17 protein-coding genes and 2 tRNA genes are annotated in these 16,973 nt (G+C 44.8%); 3 read left to right on the top strand and 16 right to left on the bottom strand.

Annotation, left to right across the window (positions count from 1 at the left end; translation table 11 throughout):
* The gene (locus tag FPG75_RS12930) at positions 1 to 915 is read right to left on the bottom strand and encodes a DUF3667 domain-containing protein (RefSeq protein ID WP_161596788.1); all 915 of its coding nucleotides are present in this window, start codon (positions 913 to 915) and stop codon (positions 1 to 3) included.
* Between the two features lie 86 nt (positions 916 to 1,001).
* Entirely contained in the window at positions 1,002 to 2,060 is a 1,059-nt protein-coding gene (locus FPG75_RS12925; protein ID WP_161596787.1) for a DUF3667 domain-containing protein, read from the bottom strand.
* Between the two features lie 141 nt (positions 2,061 to 2,201).
* Between FPG75_RS12925 and FPG75_RS12920 the strand changes: the two genes are divergently transcribed.
* The 3 genes from FPG75_RS12920 (at position 2,202) to FPG75_RS12910 (ending at position 3,342) form a co-directional block, all read left to right on the top strand.
* Positions 2,202 to 3,035, top strand: coding sequence for a hypothetical protein (locus FPG75_RS12920; protein WP_143307272.1), 834 nt, complete (start codon positions 2,202 to 2,204; stop codon positions 3,033 to 3,035).
* A gap of 128 nt (positions 3,036 to 3,163) precedes the next feature.
* Positions 3,164 to 3,236 (top strand) — tRNA-Gly (locus tag FPG75_RS12915).
* 20 nt (positions 3,237 to 3,256) lie between these two features.
* Positions 3,257 to 3,342, top strand: a tRNA-Leu gene (locus FPG75_RS12910).
* Here FPG75_RS12910 and FPG75_RS12905 read toward each other — a convergent pair.
* The 14 genes from FPG75_RS12905 to FPG75_RS12840 form a co-directional block, all read right to left on the bottom strand.
* Complete coding sequence (locus FPG75_RS12905) at positions 3,324 to 4,889, bottom strand: recombinase family protein (RefSeq protein WP_161596786.1); 1,566 nt, start codon at positions 4,887 to 4,889, stop codon at positions 3,324 to 3,326. The genes FPG75_RS12910 and FPG75_RS12905 overlap by 19 nt on opposite strands.
* 690 nt (positions 4,890 to 5,579) lie before the next feature.
* Positions 5,580 to 6,305, bottom strand: a complete 726-nt coding sequence (locus FPG75_RS12900; protein ID WP_143307270.1) for a hypothetical protein — start codon at positions 6,303 to 6,305, stop codon at positions 5,580 to 5,582.
* Between the two features lie 63 nt (positions 6,306 to 6,368).
* Positions 6,369 to 7,202 carry a conjugative transposon protein TraN gene (traN, locus tag FPG75_RS12895; protein WP_143307269.1) on the bottom strand — a complete coding sequence of 278 codons (834 nt, stop codon included), beginning with the start codon at positions 7,200 to 7,202 and terminating at the stop codon, positions 6,369 to 6,371.
* Between the two features lie 32 nt (positions 7,203 to 7,234).
* Positions 7,235 to 8,569 carry a conjugative transposon protein TraM gene (gene traM, locus FPG75_RS12890; RefSeq protein ID WP_143307268.1) on the bottom strand — a complete coding sequence of 445 codons (1,335 nt, stop codon included), beginning with the start codon at positions 8,567 to 8,569 and terminating at the stop codon, positions 7,235 to 7,237.
* Positions 8,570 to 8,602: 33 nt separating this feature from the next.
* Positions 8,603 to 8,926: a hypothetical protein gene (locus FPG75_RS12885; protein WP_143307267.1), complete on the bottom strand. Its 324-nt coding sequence runs from the start codon at positions 8,924 to 8,926 to the stop codon at positions 8,603 to 8,605.
* A gap of 162 nt (positions 8,927 to 9,088) precedes the next feature.
* Positions 9,089 to 9,706 (bottom strand): conjugative transposon protein TraK, encoded by a 618-nt coding sequence (gene traK, locus FPG75_RS12880; RefSeq protein WP_143307266.1) that lies wholly within the window; start codon positions 9,704 to 9,706, stop codon positions 9,089 to 9,091.
* Positions 9,707 to 9,717: 11 nt separating this feature from the next.
* Positions 9,718 to 10,935 carry a conjugative transposon protein TraJ gene (gene traJ, locus FPG75_RS12875; protein ID WP_143307265.1) on the bottom strand — a complete coding sequence of 406 codons (1,218 nt, stop codon included), beginning with the start codon at positions 10,933 to 10,935 and terminating at the stop codon, positions 9,718 to 9,720.
* Positions 10,936 to 10,941: 6 nt separating this feature from the next.
* On the bottom strand, positions 10,942 to 11,592 hold the full coding sequence (locus tag FPG75_RS12870) for a TerB family tellurite resistance protein (RefSeq protein WP_201747952.1): 651 nt from the start codon (positions 11,590 to 11,592) through the stop codon (positions 10,942 to 10,944).
* Positions 11,593 to 11,598: 6 nt separating this feature from the next.
* Complete coding sequence (locus FPG75_RS12865; RefSeq protein ID WP_143307264.1) at positions 11,599 to 12,240, bottom strand: hypothetical protein; 642 nt, start codon at positions 12,238 to 12,240, stop codon at positions 11,599 to 11,601.
* A 23-nt stretch (positions 12,241 to 12,263) separates the two neighbouring features.
* On the bottom strand, positions 12,264 to 12,950 hold the full coding sequence (locus tag FPG75_RS12860; protein WP_143307263.1) for a conjugal transfer protein TraI: 687 nt from the start codon (positions 12,948 to 12,950) through the stop codon (positions 12,264 to 12,266).
* A gap of 11 nt (positions 12,951 to 12,961) precedes the next feature.
* Positions 12,962 to 15,424 (bottom strand): TraG family conjugative transposon ATPase, encoded by a 2,463-nt coding sequence (locus tag FPG75_RS12855; protein WP_143307262.1) that lies wholly within the window; start codon positions 15,422 to 15,424, stop codon positions 12,962 to 12,964.
* The gene (locus FPG75_RS12850; RefSeq protein ID WP_143307261.1) at positions 15,375 to 15,752 is read right to left on the bottom strand and encodes a DUF4133 domain-containing protein; all 378 of its coding nucleotides are present in this window, start codon (positions 15,750 to 15,752) and stop codon (positions 15,375 to 15,377) included. Before FPG75_RS12850 ends, FPG75_RS12855 begins: the two co-directional genes overlap by 50 nt.
* Before the next feature lie 32 nt (positions 15,753 to 15,784).
* A complete protein-coding gene (locus FPG75_RS12845; protein ID WP_236652913.1) occupies positions 15,785 to 16,060 on the bottom strand; it encodes a DUF4134 domain-containing protein in 276 nt (91 codons plus the stop codon).
* Positions 16,061 to 16,184: 124 nt separating this feature from the next.
* The gene (locus FPG75_RS12840; protein WP_143307260.1) at positions 16,185 to 16,613 is read right to left on the bottom strand and encodes a hypothetical protein; all 429 of its coding nucleotides are present in this window, start codon (positions 16,611 to 16,613) and stop codon (positions 16,185 to 16,187) included.
* Positions 16,614 to 16,973: the final 360 nt, after the last annotated feature.

The following is a 16,973-nucleotide window of genomic DNA, read 5'->3' as shown; positions in this document are numbered from 1 at the left end:
TTACAGAATTAAGGTAAATATAAGCAACATTGCACCCGTAAATACGGCCAGCATGGACAGGAAATAGATGCTCACCAGGAAGGCAGCTTTCCAGAAAGATATCCAGCGCGACTGGCCATAGTTCCTGTGCAACGCGAGCACAAAATAGGCAAATAAAATCCAGGAAGCGATACTGATGAAGGTGTCACTGCTGAAAATGGCCGCCAGTATGGCTGCCAGCAGGAAGAGCAGGTATGCGAAAGCATGCAGATGGATAGCAAAGATCGCATGATCTGCGTATAGCCATTTCCGTTTGTTATACATCCAGCGCATGTAGAGGGCGAACAGCGGCAACAGCAGGAACATCAGTTTGGGGATGTTGTGCTCGAGCATTTCCAGGAAAACCTTTTGTATATCGTTGCCATAGCGGGCATGGAGCGTGATGAGGCGGCGGGTGAAAGCCCTTTCAGTAGCGGAGGCCCGCTTTGCCGGCGGCAAACGCAGTTGCGCAGAATCATAGGCATACACGGTGGGATAGTCGATCACAAAGCCATGGATATGCATCGAATCTGGTTTCAGCTTACTGGCTTCCTGCACGGTAACCCTTTCCCGTGGCTCACTTTCAGGCAGCGTGAATACGCCGAAGAAAAACAGGAAAGAGGCAAACACATATAGCTTGATGGGGTTTACATAACGTACCCTTCTTCCTGCCATATACTCCTGCGAAAGGAAGCCAGGACGGAAGAAGAGATATTTCAGTGTGGAGAAGAACTGCGAATCATAATGGAAAATGTCGGCCACAAAATGTTTGAGGAGATGACCGAAACTTTCGTGCGTGACAGCGTTTTCCTGCCCGCAATGCGAGCAATACCTTTCCGGTACTTCAGTGCCGCAGTTGAGACAGGTCTTGTCTGTGCGGAGTGGTTGTGTTTTCAATTGCAGGTGGTTGATATCTTTCTAAAGATAAAAAATCTCCGCTGGAAATTATCCAGCGGAGACATATTATTATCTTTCTATATTTATCAAATCACTACCGCAAACATAATAATGACCAGCAACGTAAACACGATGCCCATAGCAATGAGGTAGGTAAAGATCAGCAGGAAGCCCTTCAGCGCTGACTTGAGCCAGCCTTGCTTGTAATAGTTATGCAGGGCAGCTATCAGGTATATCAACATACCGAGGAAAGCCCAGCCATAGAAGTCCAGTTGCGGCCATGCCCATTTCAGCAGCGCGGCCACCAGGAACAGCATATAGGTAAAGGCATGAAAGTGGATGGTGAAGATAGCATGATCGCTGTACAACCATTTACCGCTGCGGCGGTACATCCATAACATGAACATGGCGAACAAAGGCAGCATGAAGAACATGAACTTAGGGATGTTATGCTTGAAGCTCTCTTTCAGCACATCTTCTCCATCATCTCCGCTATACCTTTCTTTCAGGTCCATCAGGCGGTGGGCCACTATCTTGTGGCTCCCTTTCATGCGCAGCGAGTCGGGCAGCTTTGCCTGCGCCGCCTCAAATTCACCTACCGTTTCGTATTTGTCGAGCGATTTCATCACGTCGTCAAATTCATCATCGCTTTTCGTAGTATCGATATCTTTCGCAATATCTTTCACCAGTTTTTTGCTGAAACCAGCCGGGTTAGCAGCTACATCAACCGTATCTGCCGGGTACTTCTTTCCCGTTGTTGCCGCAGTGTTTTTGACGGTATTATCTACAAATTCATCTACCACCTCTTTATGTTTGTGCTTTTTATCTTCGTGTTGTAATGCAAACACGGCAAAGAAAAACACGAAAGACACGAATACATACAGTTTGATCGGGTTTACATAACGCAACCTTTTACCGGAAGTATATTCCCGTGTAAGGTATCCCGGGCGGAACAGCAGGTATTTCAGTGTTTTAAAAAACTGGGAATCGTAGTGGAAAATGTCTGCCACAAAGTGTTTCGCCAGATGGGAGAACGTTTCATGGGTTACTGTATTTTCTTGTCCGCAGTGCGGGCAAAATCTTTCTAATACTTCGGCGCCACAATTGAGACAGTCTTTTTCCTTGCGCAGGGAATGTAATTTCACGATCTGGAAGCTGGTTTAGATATCCGATAAAGATAAAAAATTCCCGGAAGTTGTATTATAAAAACTGACATCTGAAAAATTTAATATTGCATTTTACGTTTTACATTTACAACTGTTACAAAATTAGCGACGATTACTTTCATGAAGACGACGATCATTACGGTTATTTGTATACTGGGACTGGCTATCCAGGCGAAGTGCCAGTTCTATTTCCAGGATATTTATAATACGCGGCAAGCCATTGCCAACCTGGCCCAGCTCAGGAGCAACAAGGTAAAGACACAATTTGTGCGCAGCATGGACGCCAACCAGGAAACCGATAATGACTTCCGTTGTGAGCGCATGCTGAGCCCCACTTACCACCAGATGCGCGCTATCACCAGCTCCAGGTCTACCGGCTATACCAGCATGACCTCTTCTTTTTCGCAGAAAGGATGGCTGACCAAAACGGTGGACAGTTCCAGCTCCAGCGTAACGGTAACGCTCTACCGCTATGATACCAAAGGCAACCTGCTCAGCGTGAGCAGCAATTCCCTGGCGCTCGACAGCAAAATGCGTTTCGATGAAACGCGTAACTACAATTACGACAGTCTGGGCCACCTGGTATCGATGGTCCAGAAAAAGGGCATGGGTGGCGATTCTACGGTGGTCACTTTCAAAACTGATAGCGCCGGCAACGTGATCGAAGAACAAATGCGTGGCAAACGCACCTACTACAACTACGACCCACAAGGCCACCTGACCGATGTGTACCGCTATCAGCCTGCGAAGAAGCGTATGCTGCCGGATTATATCTTCGAATATGATGCGCAGCAACGCCTGAGCAAGATGACGACGGTGAATACGGAAACATCGAGCTATACGATCTGGCAGTACAGTTATCAACAAAACGGGTTACCGCTGAAGGAGATGTGTTATGGCAAGGGTAATGAGTTGTTGGGCATTGTGCAATACAATTACACGTACAATCAATAAGGATTATTAAGATACATAATTTTCTTTCTGTCAGGCTGAAAAAAAGTTTGCAGATTCAAAAAGATTGTTATCTTTGCAATCCCAACGAAAAAAGGCCACAGGCTTGATTGTGCGGGAGTTCTTTACAAGCGGAAGTAGCTCATTTGGTAGAGCACGACCTTGCCAAGGTCGGGGTGGCCGGTTCGAGCCCGGTCTTCCGCTCTGAGGTTTTACACCTTGATACCCTGGTGGTGGAATTGGTAGACACGCGGGACTTAAAATCCCGTTCGCAGCAATGCGAGTGTGGGTTCAACTCCCATCTGGGGTACATACGGGATTCATGGCCGAATCCAGCGAGGGCTGCTCTATCAAGAGCAGCCCTTTTTCATTTACTTTCATGTAATTATACATTAAAGCCGGATGAAGAAATGGTGTTCTAAATCTCTCTCCGTCAAACACAAGAGCTACTTTGAACACCCCATTTAGCAGCTTCTGTTTCCCGGGCAATCCCAAATTCTCATAAAGTGCTTTGAGGTTACATAAATATGGAATTGCCCGTTCCAGCCGTTCTATTTTCTCGTTTACATTACTGGACAGTTTCTCTATCTCGTTAATAAGCTCTGATTTTGCGGTAGCCAGCTTATTATACCATCTCTTATAGGTCGTCAGTTCGATTTCATTGTTCATCAGCCTATCTTCCACTGCTTCAATTTTGGTGTCTAGCTCCTGAATTTCCTTTTTCTTTGCAGCAAGCAAATTCTTACGGTTCTTTAGCGCCTCATCCATCTTACTTTTGGCTTTCTCATATACTCTGTTCAGCTGAGACGGTGCAAAGGATAAGCCCTCCAACAGTTCAAGGAGAAGCGCATGAATCTTGTCGCCTCGAAAATTTTTTCCTGGCTCAGTGGTGCATCTATAGTACAGATAGTATTTCAATTTCCCTTTGCTATATCCCGCAGTAAACTGTGAACCGCAAGTGCACTTAATAATCCCTCTTAAAGGAACATCTGAATTAGGAACAGACCTTAGTTTGTTTTTGCCGTTAATTATCTCATTCGCCTTCCAAAATACGACTTCACTGATAATAGGCTCATGAATGGCTTTGACCATTTTTTCAGGTTGATTACCCGTAGCCGGAATCTTTATAAAACCTGCGTACACCGGATTGGTAAGCAGACGAGTTAAAGCGCTATTTCCTTTTAAGGTAAACCCGTGCATCCTGGCAGTTTTCAGGATAGCAGGATATGAAAGGCCGCAAACGAAGTCGTTAAAAATTCTGACAATGATTGCACGTTTGGATTCATCAACCACAATCATACTTTTGTCACTATCGTCTCTCCTGTTGAGATAACCAATTGGAGCTTTATTCACAAACCGTCCCGCCAACCGGGCAGTGCGCATACCATTCCTGGTGCGCTTTCGTATATTGATCAACTCATGATTTGCAATCATCAGTTTGAAAGCCCGATGCAGAAATGTAGCCGGATCTTCCGTATCTGTATCAATATGTTCTCCTGTTGAAAGTATCTTGACAGAATACTTACGTTCCAATTCTCTTATCTTGATAAGCGCTTCAGCCATATCCCTGCTAAATCTATCATAATCTATTATTATAAGATAATTAACTCTCCCCTTATGCTTTTTAATAAAATCCTCCAACGCAAGCCAGTCAGGGCGATCAAAGGTGTCGCTATGCTCACCATCATCTTTAAAAATACTTATCAGATTGATATTATTACGGCTGCAATAGTCTTTAATATTTTGAGTTTGAAATTCTAAGGAATATAAAGATTGATCCTTAATACTTATCCGGATATAACCTATTGCATTTAATTTAACATCACTGAAAATACTGGATAATAAAGTGTCTTTCATAATCATTCCGGGTAATTTAAAATAACTTCTACAATGAGTTCAGCAACAAGTTCAAGCAATTGATCTTCGATTTCATCCATAACACACAATTTTCCAACATCACAAAATGAAGCACGCAGCTGATAAGTGAAAAAACAAAACGAGGTGTATGGGGACAGTTGTCTATTCAGTAGTCTACTCGAATTTACAGAACTTCACAAAAAGTACCAACAAAGATAACCAAAGCCCAAGAAGAGCTCTGGTTAAGGTTTATCCCCATCTGCAAACCCTATCGCTGACAACGGTACTCCTACCTAATTGTTTCCTTTTCAGGCTTGCAATGCCACATGAAAGCTAATACCTGGATCTTCCATCGAAAGGCGGGTCAAACTCTGACATAAAAACTATACTGCCCAGTATAGGGTGATAGGAAGGAACATACTTTATGTATCCAAGCAAATTCAGGTCACTTATACATCGATGATAAGTAGATCTGCTGATCTTTGCCATCGCCATAACCTCTGAGCGATTTATCGTAACAGGCTCCTGGAAATCATTTTGGTTCCACAATTGAAATAGCGCCAAATATAAACTCAGATGTGGGAACCCGATCCTGCCATCGTTCTTTACGGCATCGAAAAATGTAGTCAGCCTTTCTCTTGCTTTTTCCATAGCACACAAATTCAATTTCACAAATATTTTTCACCATATTCAAGAAGTGGACTGCCCCTTCCGATGGTTATTCCTCTGGGCTTTCTTTTCCTTTACATCCTGACTCGGGGCTTGCTTGATGCTGGCAGTCTCCTTCAAAGCCTCTACTGTTGTCTGTTGCATGTTCTCTTTGAACACGCGCAGCGTATCATGCAAGGGCAACGCCTCGACAAAAAAACGGTTTTCGTTAACGCTAACCATTTGCCGGTTCCCCCGCTCCAGAGAAGCATACAGCAATTGTGCTTCCTCCGGATTTTTAAGCTGGTCAATTGGGTATCGGCCAGTTACCTTTTGCACATCATACCCAGTAACCTTTACCAGTGGATGGTTTCCATGCTTATCGGTTTGTTTAAAATCAAGATAGGCCCATTCATTCTTATCTTTGTTAATAAGAAAAGACCGCCCCAGCATTGCATTGTAGGCATTTTTCAAGGTAAATTTCTCCGTGTCTTTACCAATTTCAAATGACTGATTTTGAATTTCTCCTACCTTGGGCTTCACCAATAGGTCTATCCGGTTCAGAAATACCAGATCACTTTCCGGACGGGTTGACTTTTTGTAGTGGAAAGAAGCTACGGATAAATCCTCTCCATATCTGGCGGTATGATAGAGACTGAATTTACTTTCGCCTTTTTCCAGCGCCATTTTCAACGCTTCGTCAAAAACGTCACCAACGCCGCGGCTCCTCAAGTCTTTCTTATGATATTCATACACTTTCTCATTCATGGCCACATTCATTTTTGCAGTGTAAATGAATCGGGTTGATGTCTCGGACCTTGCCCGAACCAATCAGATTTTTTGCGCACCAATCAATTGCCGATTCTTGATCCTGATCTTCAGATGCCTGCCGCCGTCCTTTTCTGTTATGTAGAGATACAGGTTCTTTTTGTCTGGTATGGTGAATTTAGGCAAGGCAAACACCATAACTGTTTCGCTGTTGGCAGCAACAACATCAGCAGGCCCTATAACAAGTTTCGGGGAGATGATTTTCTCCTGGTGAGCTGTTCGCCTGACCACCTTTCGATCTTGTATAGAATATTTCACCTGATCAAAATAGTAATTGATGGCAGAGTTATTCTTTAGCGTCAACTGAAAATAAAAGATATCATCTCTTATATAAATGGCATTAAGGCGAAGCCGCATCTCGCATTTTGCATCTGATACTCTACAATGCTGCTCCCTATTGATGCGGACCAGCTCCGCAGTGCGTTGCAGGTCGGCGGCATTTAATGTATCGGCGGCCATTTGAATCGGACCACCGTAGAGACCAGTACCCTGGCTCCTGCCAAACTGGAGATTTAATGCGGAGGGTATACTGTCATACCTGACAACGAAAGAATAAAACCGGGCGTCCTGGGTTACAACACTCAGGTTTGTTTCGGGAAAGTTTTCTTTACTGGCCTTAATCTGTAAAATGTTCCGGGCACCCTTTGCCTTTTGCACGAGGAGATCACGGGTTCCTCTATCTACGCCACTGACGGCGTAGGGAAATATCAGGTTAGTCGTCTTGTTGTAAGATACCCGTAAATCCAACGGCTTTAGTACCTCGTATTCCTGCGCTATAGCAGATACATTCCCTAACAGACAGGCAAAGCCTGTCATCCAAACGGCACATTTCAACATCACATAGGAATTTTATCATGAAAAATAATTTGTCAGCTTTGTGTGTTTTTCAATAAAACCTGATATCCCGCTTTTACAGTCACCTTTATCAGCTTGACTTTTCTGCTAAGCAAAGTTTTGGCTGTCTCAATGCCCGCGCTGGCCGCCTGTGCGCCCAGCGAAGGGTCCATTGATGTAATACCAAGGCCTTGTATTGCCTGATCAGCGGAGTTTTTCGTAACATCACGGGTGATGGCGCCAGGAATATAAATTCCAATCATACCATCCATATCATAGGTAGATACCGCAACTGGCAATATAGAATTGGCTAGTCTGATAGAATTGATCTCCACTTGCAGGCGTTCGCCATTTATGGATACTGCACCATAAACGTAGGTATCTTTCGGCACCAGCCTGCCGGCGATATAAACGTCCTGAGTCAGCCGCAGTTTTATTGTAGAACCGGTAACCAACGTCTGCGTTTCAGGGATTTCCGCCTCCACGGCATTCTCTTCCACTGATTCTGTCGAACCATCATCCAGAGAATAAAAACCATTGGCGATGGGATGAATGGACAGAAGAGTATCGAAACGAGTGGGCGCAGTCTGCGGTCCTGGCTGCAATGTGGAAACTGGTACGACATCATTTTTTACAGATGATATAGGATATACCTGTTGCTTATGCTCAGCAGAAGCCTTCTTGAGCTTATCCTGCATACGTGAGGGGTATTGAATATCCAATATCTTTTCAAGCATGCCGTCTATCTTTGTCATCTCCGGATCTTCACCGGTCGTGTTTTGCGTAGCTTGCATGATCTTCTCCAGCTGTGCCACTTCCGTATTTACGGCTCCGGCATCTGCACCGCTGGCGACGGCGGGATCAATACTATTGGGCTTTACAGAAGTTGATTTTCTCAGCTCACTATCCAGTTCTGCCAACTTCCTATTCACCTGGCTCACATTGTCGTCTGCCTCATGGGAAGAAAAAGGAGATTCGACTGCACCCGGCTTCAGCTGAGATTTCCTTTTTTCAGCCTCCATGAAACTTTTGAAGTCGATATCATCAATCTGAGTTCTTTCTGTGTCACTGGCGGGTTTTGAGTCATAGTAAGGATCACGGCGGGCAATATCCCGCCACTTTGCGGAATCTCTCGCTGCTTTCTCATAATAATCCAACTTACCCATACGAGACTCATCAGGTAACACCGGAGCAGGCAACTCATAGTTAAATGCATCTTTCACATGCTCCTGCGGAGCAGCTATGCCCTTTCCGCCCCCCAATAGCCAAAACAAAATAGTTACAAAAGGGAAAACGATAAGCGGCAATACCATGGCGAATTTCCGCTTCCTCAATTGCTCCTCTGATAGTGATTGCTGTTGATTATCCATAACACATACTTTTAAAACGTCCACACTTCACTGTTATTGCAACCCCAAAACTTTATTGATAAGAACCATACTGTCCAGCAATCCAGGTCTGACCATACGTAGGCTATCCAGCACATACCGGCCTTCAGAGGTGGTCGCAAGGCTGTCTACATATTTTTTAAACTGGCGAATATTCTGAAATCCAATGCCAGACTTAATCACATATGTGGTACCTTCATACCCCTGCAATGCGTGCGATGGCAGACTAACAGGGACGACTTTGAACACGGTGCCACGCATGCCATTATTACCCTCCAATCCGAAATACGCGAACATCACAGTACCGGAAAGGCAGAAAGATATCAGGATTGCTTTCATGTACCGGGGATGAATGTTATTGATATGCCGTTCCATTCTGCTACATACTGCATGTAGTTGTCCTTTCCACCACGCCAACAATCTTTCCTGCCACGCACTGGATGTATAGCCGACATTTCGATTGTGATCTCCTTCTCTGTTTCTGCGCCACCACAGCATATTTCAACGGTTTATGACATTTATATCTTCATTGCGGATGATATTCCAATTCAGGATAAGGAAGCCGTGTTCATTGTTATCTGTGCTTGCAGCGTCCTGCAAAAAACCTTCGGTAACCAGGTTTCTTGTGGTAATACTGGTTGGCCGCCTAATCTGTAGTGTTGCATAGCAACGGAAATAATAAGGCTTTTGCTTGAGATCAACACTTACGCTATCCACTTCTATTCTTTGGCTCACATTGCCGGAAATCACGCCGGTGTAGAAGCCGCTTTCCTTCAGACTTTGATACTTACTCCGGGCCGAAGCGTCGGCCAGATACATGGCCTTGGAAATATTTGACTGAATTAGCTTTTCATCAGGATCAAGCGTGAAGAACAGCCGATGAAAATTTTTGACGTGGGCCCTGGCTTCAACGGGTAAGTAACTTCTCCTGTCATCTGCAAATGCCTCTATCACTTTGTCGCCATATAAAACATAGATTTTTCCCTGAACCTTGCCTGCTAATTGATAGCTATGATAGTAACAAAAACCGGCCAGCAGCATATTGCCAATAACAACAGCAATGGTAAAGCCACGGATATACCTGAAAGCACTATCAATATTTCTCAACTGCCTGAACATAGTCTCTACGTTTATTTTCCCGCCAAATCGTCATACATGTAGCCACCAGTCTTTCCCGCCGCCCGGCCAATATCCGCCATCACACCTGCCCCCGCGTTACAACCACTGTATCCTTCATTAAAATTCTTCGGTGCGTTATAGGCATTGGATATTCCCTGCCCCAACCTGGAAGCTGCCATACCTGCGCCGCCCGAGGCGACAGAAGTCGTTATACCAGTGATTTTATGCAAAAGAGGATTACTTCCCGCCACATGAACTACATAGCCAGCAATACTTGGTACGGTGAAATAACCAACAATGCCCATAATGAGGAAAATCAAATAGGCTGTGTCATTTGCGCCGAACGAGGTATCGCCGTATTTTGTGATTTGTTCGATATCTATTTGCAGCATGTTTATCTGAATTTTATTGATGATCGCTCCGAAGATGTTGGCAATGGGCAACCACAGGAAATAGTTTATGTATCGCCCGAGCCAATTTATAAGCGATTGTTGAAATCCATCAAAAATAGAAATACCAAATACAAGAGGTCCCAATATTGCCAGCACGATGAGATAAAAAGTCCGGATAGTATTTATGCACAGCGAGGCAGCCTCGAAGAGCACCTGTAAGACTTCCGATAAAAACTGCTTGACTGAGTTACGTATCGAGTACGCCGCTTGTTCCAAGCTAAATTTCATGTCATTCCCGATCTTCTCAAATAGCCCTTCATGCTGCCTGTCTGCATCATCCGGGTGATAGTATTTATACCATCGATCACTGTCACCGTGTCCATCAACACCAACATACATTTTATAAAATTCTGTGTTTTTGATAACGTCCTGCTTACGTTGTAAAAGTACCGCAATAGCAGTATCGCCATTCTTCACTATACCGGCAGTCGCTGTAGATACTGGTTTCAGCACTCCGTTAATGATATCCAATACTTGCGGAAACATGCCAATGGCGATAGTTATAGCAAAAGGTCGCAGTAGCGGATAAAGTTCAATCGGCTCCGCATTGGCGATATGCTTCCACACACGGGCAGATATATAGAAGATAGCGGCAAAACCAGCAATAGCTCGTCCGATATCGATCATATCGCCGCAAAGCGGAATCATGTCATCATATAACTGGTCCAGTACGCCATGCAGGCCGCCAATACTACCAGCAACACTTTGAGCGTTGCAGATACCGGGCAATAAAATCCCCACAACCGCGCATCCCAGCGGCTTTCCACACCATCTCATACTCCCTCATTTTAACTTCCCGATACCATAGAGCGCCTTTATGGCCTCTATATCATTGTTCGTTTTCGCTCGCTGCAAAGCGAGCATCCTGGCTTTATTATTGAAATTGCAGAGAAACAACCAAGCATCCTGCATTTCGGCATAGATGCGATCTATACCCTCCAATCGCTCATCATCACTCATCCTGAGCTTACTGGCTGTCACTATCAATACAAGCTCCTCAATATTTTTCAGGCTTTCCTTTGTAAGGTGGCCATACACAGCTGCCATGTAATCAATATCCTCCATTCCAAAAAGGCCCGACGATCTGAAGGTGTTGAACGCAATTTTGTACTGCCGCACGATCTGGCCTTGATATCGAATAATGTCAGATATACGTTTATAATTTTTTATCGCCGGGTTAACAGTATACAGGCCATTTAAGAAAACTTCATGCAGTTGATAATTACCATGAGCAAGATCTTTGACGGTATTATATCCCTTGCTGACAATCCGGTAACCATTGTACATGTTTTGCAGAATTTTCTTCAGCTGGCTGAGCTTCTGGATATTCAATGCCAGCTGGGCAAGCTCATCTGCCTGAGCCCGGGCAGGTATGCAAAGCAAAAACTGCGAAGAGATCAACATCACCATCATACAAACAAGCACTCTCCTCATAACACGTTATTTTAATCCATAAACAGCCCGCTGCATATCGACATCAGCGATTTCCGAATGGTACTGCCGGGACAACAATTCCAGCTGATTGATGAAGGAGGATACAAATGCACCTCTATCTTTCACGTCGGCATGCAACTGGTCAATCCTCGAAAGACGCTGATCATCGGACAGTTGAAGCTGGTTGCTGGTGGTAACCATCAGCAGATCCTCTAGGCTCTTATCATTCTCACGCCTGATCCTGAGAAGAACTCGCCGTGCATAATCCCGATCATCAGGAAGCGAAAACCCATGCATATTGAACTTTCGCAAAGCCTTGTCACAAGAAGCATTTATGGCCAGAACGGAGGTAATGATATCAACTGCTTTGGGACTCTTTGCAATGAAAGGGTTGGGCTCCTTCAGTGCTCTGAAAAATAACAGGTGGATTTTCAAATCGCCATTCTTTATTTGCGATATCGTGCCAAGGCCCTTCTGTACGATATTATACCCCTTCCTGGCATAACCAAGATACTGTTGCAACAGGACTACTTGTTTTATCAGATACTCCCGTTGGGTCTTCTTCTGCCGAAACCATTCATTGAAAGTCTGAGCATGCAAGTGAAGAGAATAAAGCAGCACAAATCCGACCAACATCACCATCTTCATATCACACCATATTATATAGCACGTCATTTAACAGGCTGCCCGTACATGCGTTTAACCATTTCGATTTCACTACCTCCTTTCGCCCGTTGAATGCTGATGCCGACATTATAGTCTGTGAACTGACGCAAAGCAGTCATGTTATCATCAATACCATCCGCAGCAGCAGCAATAATTTCCAGCCGCTTCCCATCGGACATTTGCGTAGAAAAAGAATTAACAACCAACAGTAGCTGATCAATGTTTTTGATGCTTTCCGTCAAAATACCGGAATACACCTGGTACATATAATCAATCTCATCCGGCGTGAAGTGGGTGTCCTTTCGCAGCAACTCATAAGCTCTTTTATATTCGTCCACAAGAGCCACTTGCCGTCGGGCCACCTCTTTGATTTTTTTATACGTAGCGACAGCGTTCTTTACTTTCCACAGCTCATCAAAATAGCTGGCATATAGCTGCCGTTGCTTTTCAGTCCAGCTGGAAATCTCTTGTAGCTTTAATTTAGAAAGTGTGTTCTCCAAGTTCTTCTGAGCATTTTGAAGAACGATGGTATTATTTTGCATCCGCTGCACCTGCAAGTCGATGGCTTTAATAACCTTCTTTGCCGCTGCTTTTATAACAACCCAAACTATCGCGTGGCTCTTCTTTGTAGGCAGCACAACCAGGCCGCAACTCAATACCACACACAGCATCACCTTACACGCACTTCTCATACCATTCAATTTCAATACTGTAAATCCTGTACCAGCGCGGATATACCACGCCGGATATCACCGCCATACTTTTCCGCGTAGGCCATCACTTTCATCTTTTCTGATTCTTCCGTAGAAAAAGCATAGTATTCCTCGGGGGAAGGTTCGTACCGGTAAACCTTCATCCGCTGACCGCCGAGATCAATGAATACCTCCCGGTACCGGCGGCCAGGTTCATTGGAACGGTTTACTGACAACACCATTTCTCTTCCTTTGTCGGATAAACCAAGTAGCGCTTGTATATCGTCAAACTTGTTCTGGAACTTGCGCATATCCAAAAGGATTTTGCAGTCAGCATTTGAAATGATAGCCTCTTTCACAATGGGAGAGCTGATCAGATCAGCCAGTTCCTGGGTCACAGTAATGGCTTCCCCAAAAAACTTCCTGACGGTCTTATACAGGTACTTCATGAACTCCGCCATGCCATTGCGCATGATGGCTTTCCAGGCTTCCTCAATGGTGATCACTTTACGGATACCCTTCAGCTTCCTCATCTTGGAAATGAACATTTCCATAACCAGGAGCGTAACAACAGGAAATAAAATCGGATGATCCTTGATGTTGTCCAGCTCCACAATTACAAACCGTTCTTCCAGCAGATTCAGGTTCTCTCTGGCATTGAGCAAATAGAAAAACTCACCACCACGGAAATAGGGTTTAAGAACATACAGGAGATTATTTATATCAAAATCCTTCGTCTGTACACGTTCCTTTTCAAGAACTGTTGTATATTCATCCTGCAAAAACTCATAGAAACTATCAAAGCATGGGAAAATGGATTTATCGCAAGCCAGCTTCTCATAATAAAGCTGCAAGGCATTTGAAATTGCAACATACTCCGATCGGTTAAACGATTCTGTTTCCCTTTTCCAAAGCGCCAGCAGCAATGTTTTGAGGCTTTCTTTCTTTTCAATATCGAGTATATCATTTTCCGAAATATAGAATGGATTAAACCGGATGGGGTCTTGCTCTGTGTAGCTGAAATAGTAACCATTCAGTAACTTACATAATCCGGCATAACTACTCCCCACATCAAGAACAACACAGTGTGCCCCCTGCTCATAGTAGCTCCGCAAAAGGGAACACATGAACATACTCTTTCCGCTGCCGCTCCCACCAATCACTATCTTGTTCCGGTTGGTGATGACTCCCAGCTTCATGGGTTCATCAGAAATATCCACATGCAGCGGCCTGCCGGTCTGGCGGTCGCCCAGCCGGATACCGAATGGGCTGACGCTAGTCCTGTAACTGGTTTCCAGATTCAGAAAACAACAAGCCTGCTCGCAAAAAGTGTCGAAGGTGTCGTTCATTGGAAAATCACCTTCGTTACCTGGTATCCCTGCCCAGAAGATCTGCGGAGCGCCCACCATTTCCTGTTTAGTAGAAGCGTCAATCTGAGCAAAAGCTGTGGCCACCTGATTCTTCAGCTCTTTCAGTACAGCTTTGTCATTTGACCAGGTGCAGATATTAAAGTGGGCCTGAACGGGGAGGCGTTGCTGACCGACTGCCTCCTGAAGAAAATCATTGACGGCATCACGCGCCAGTGCGTTCTGCCTGCTATAAGCAGATAGTGATTGTAGTCGGAGCCGCTTTTTTTCAAGCTGTTGAATTTTGGCGGCAGGATCACCAAGAAAGATAAACTGATTATATAAATGATCGCAGGTTAGCAGCTGCCCCAAAGAACTAGCAAACCCAATACTGTATTTATTTTTATCGCTGGAATACTTATTGTAATTAATCCGGCTGCCACATAGCCCTGGAAGGCTTTCAATATCTGCCAGCGTGTACATCTGAAGATAGTCGTCACCGATGCGGATATCATCGCCAAAGGAAATATCCTTGCCAATTGGTCTATCAGTGTCCGGAGCAAGGCTGCAATATCTTTCAATCAATCCTGCTTTCCGCCTGCTGCTCACCAGCTCTGCATCGGTAAGCCGTATCAGCGTAAGTAAATCGCTTCCCTCCAATATGCTTTTGAACTGCCCAACAGTATCCAGAAAATCATGCAGGATATTGTGCTGCAACAATTCACGTGGCACAATGGACTTTCGGCACAGAGATGAAAACAATGAGCTGGAGAGCTTTCTGCCATCTAGTCTCCGTGAAACCATAATGTAGCAGGTATGATCAAGGAACGGCCGCTCATGAAAAAAGCGGGTGCTGCTCCTGGAGAGAAACGAATCACCGTCCTTTTCAAAATCTCCTTCATACCTGCGGTTGATGAACCAATCCTGCTTATGAAAGACGCTGCCTGGTGGCAGGGTCTTTATTGCTTTTATGAAAGCCTGGTGCAGTACCTCATACTCCCCTGCTGATAAAGTAAATATTTCCGGTAGCTCTACCCGAAATGCCACCGTAATATCACCACTCTTTGAAAGGATGCAATCATGCTCCACGGCCATGATTGGCAATATTTCCTCCATCACTTTTTCCATAACCACCACTTAAATTGCCAATAAATATGCTGCGGTCCTTACCGGCCCTTATGCAGGACGGGATTCTCCGTCGCGCCCATTTCTTACTCAATCCATGCTCACCGTAGGTGTTGCTTAGTCGATATATCCAGGTGATCATACCACCGGCGGCGCTACCGGCGACGGCTACACACAGATATGCATTCACACCTGATATATACAGGACGGCAAACAGCATCATAATACCCAACATTCCTCCAGCTACATACCATATGTACTGCGCTTTCAAACCTTTAAATTCGATGCTGATGTTTATTCCCTTATTGATGGTATAGACGCTGTTCGCCATACGCTGTATATTAAATCAACCAACACGAGACATCAGGTAATACCAAAGAAGGATTTCAATACCGTCGCCACAACCACCAGGAAGACACAGCTTCCGAACCATGCCGCTGCTACTCTTGATGTGTCGGGATCTCCACTTGACCATTTCTGATAAACTTTCACGGCGCCTATCAGTCCGACCACAGCCCCCACCGCATACATCAGATCTGTTCCGGAGTCAAAATAAGAACGGACTTTATCGCTGGCCTCTTTTATACCAGCCTTTCCGTCAGCCTGGCCTTGAGCCATGGCAGTAGCATTTAACAGCATTACTAACGTCGACGTACATACGAAAACACAAACACTACTTCTTCGCCTGAGCATTGGCCACCTCCTTTTCATACCTCACATTTTTATTCTCGCTATCCAATATGGTCATAACTGCCGCCCACACTTACCACAAAAGCCGCACATCATCATCATTGAGGCCGGCAGCGCCCATATTTTTACTTTCTGATATAATGACATTGTTAATGGCTACCTGAAACGGTGTGCCCTTGAGAGCAGGATACTCAGCAATCAGCTGACGTAATATGAGGACCAGTCCAGCTTTGCTGTACTTTTCATCTGCGGCCGTCTTCATCACATCCCTAACCCTGGCAGAAAGCCCCAAAGCCGGCGTAAAAAGATCAGCCGGATTTGCGTTCGGCAAATCTTCCTGCTCACCATCGAATAACGACAACTGCGGATCAATCGGCCTTCTTTCCTCACTTTCACGAGGTGGCGGCCTCCGGAAATACCGGATGAAAATTATGCTGTAATAGATTCCGATTAAAAGGGCGGCTACCAGCAGGTAGCACGCCCATGAAATTGAACTTAACATAGGCTGTTTTTTCAAAACCTCACATCACTACCATCATGCAGCCTATGTGTTCAAGTACACCCACTCATCACACATCACTCTGCTGCGGTACTAAAACTGTTCAGTGCAAATATGCGACGATAGGAAGGCGAAAAAACCTGAGACACCTAGTACTAGGGGGTCTAAGTGATTATGATACAGTTCACATTATTTTTAAAGTAATTTGAGTATGGAGGAAATTTAAAACGTTTAGTCGTGAAGGGTATGGCCGTTTATTTCACTGTGGTGATCAGGTGATGCCCCAGGTGGGATAACAGAATAAATATGAATAACAAGATAGCAACATATGGCGCGCCTGACTAGCGTATGATGTAGCGATGG

It is taken from the genome of Chitinophaga vietnamensis (assembly GCF_902167635.1).
Classification (GTDB): domain Bacteria; phylum Bacteroidota; class Bacteroidia; order Chitinophagales; family Chitinophagaceae; genus Chitinophaga; species Chitinophaga vietnamensis.
Note: the sequence above shows the minus strand (reverse complement) of the source record. Positions and strands in the feature narration are given on the sequence as shown.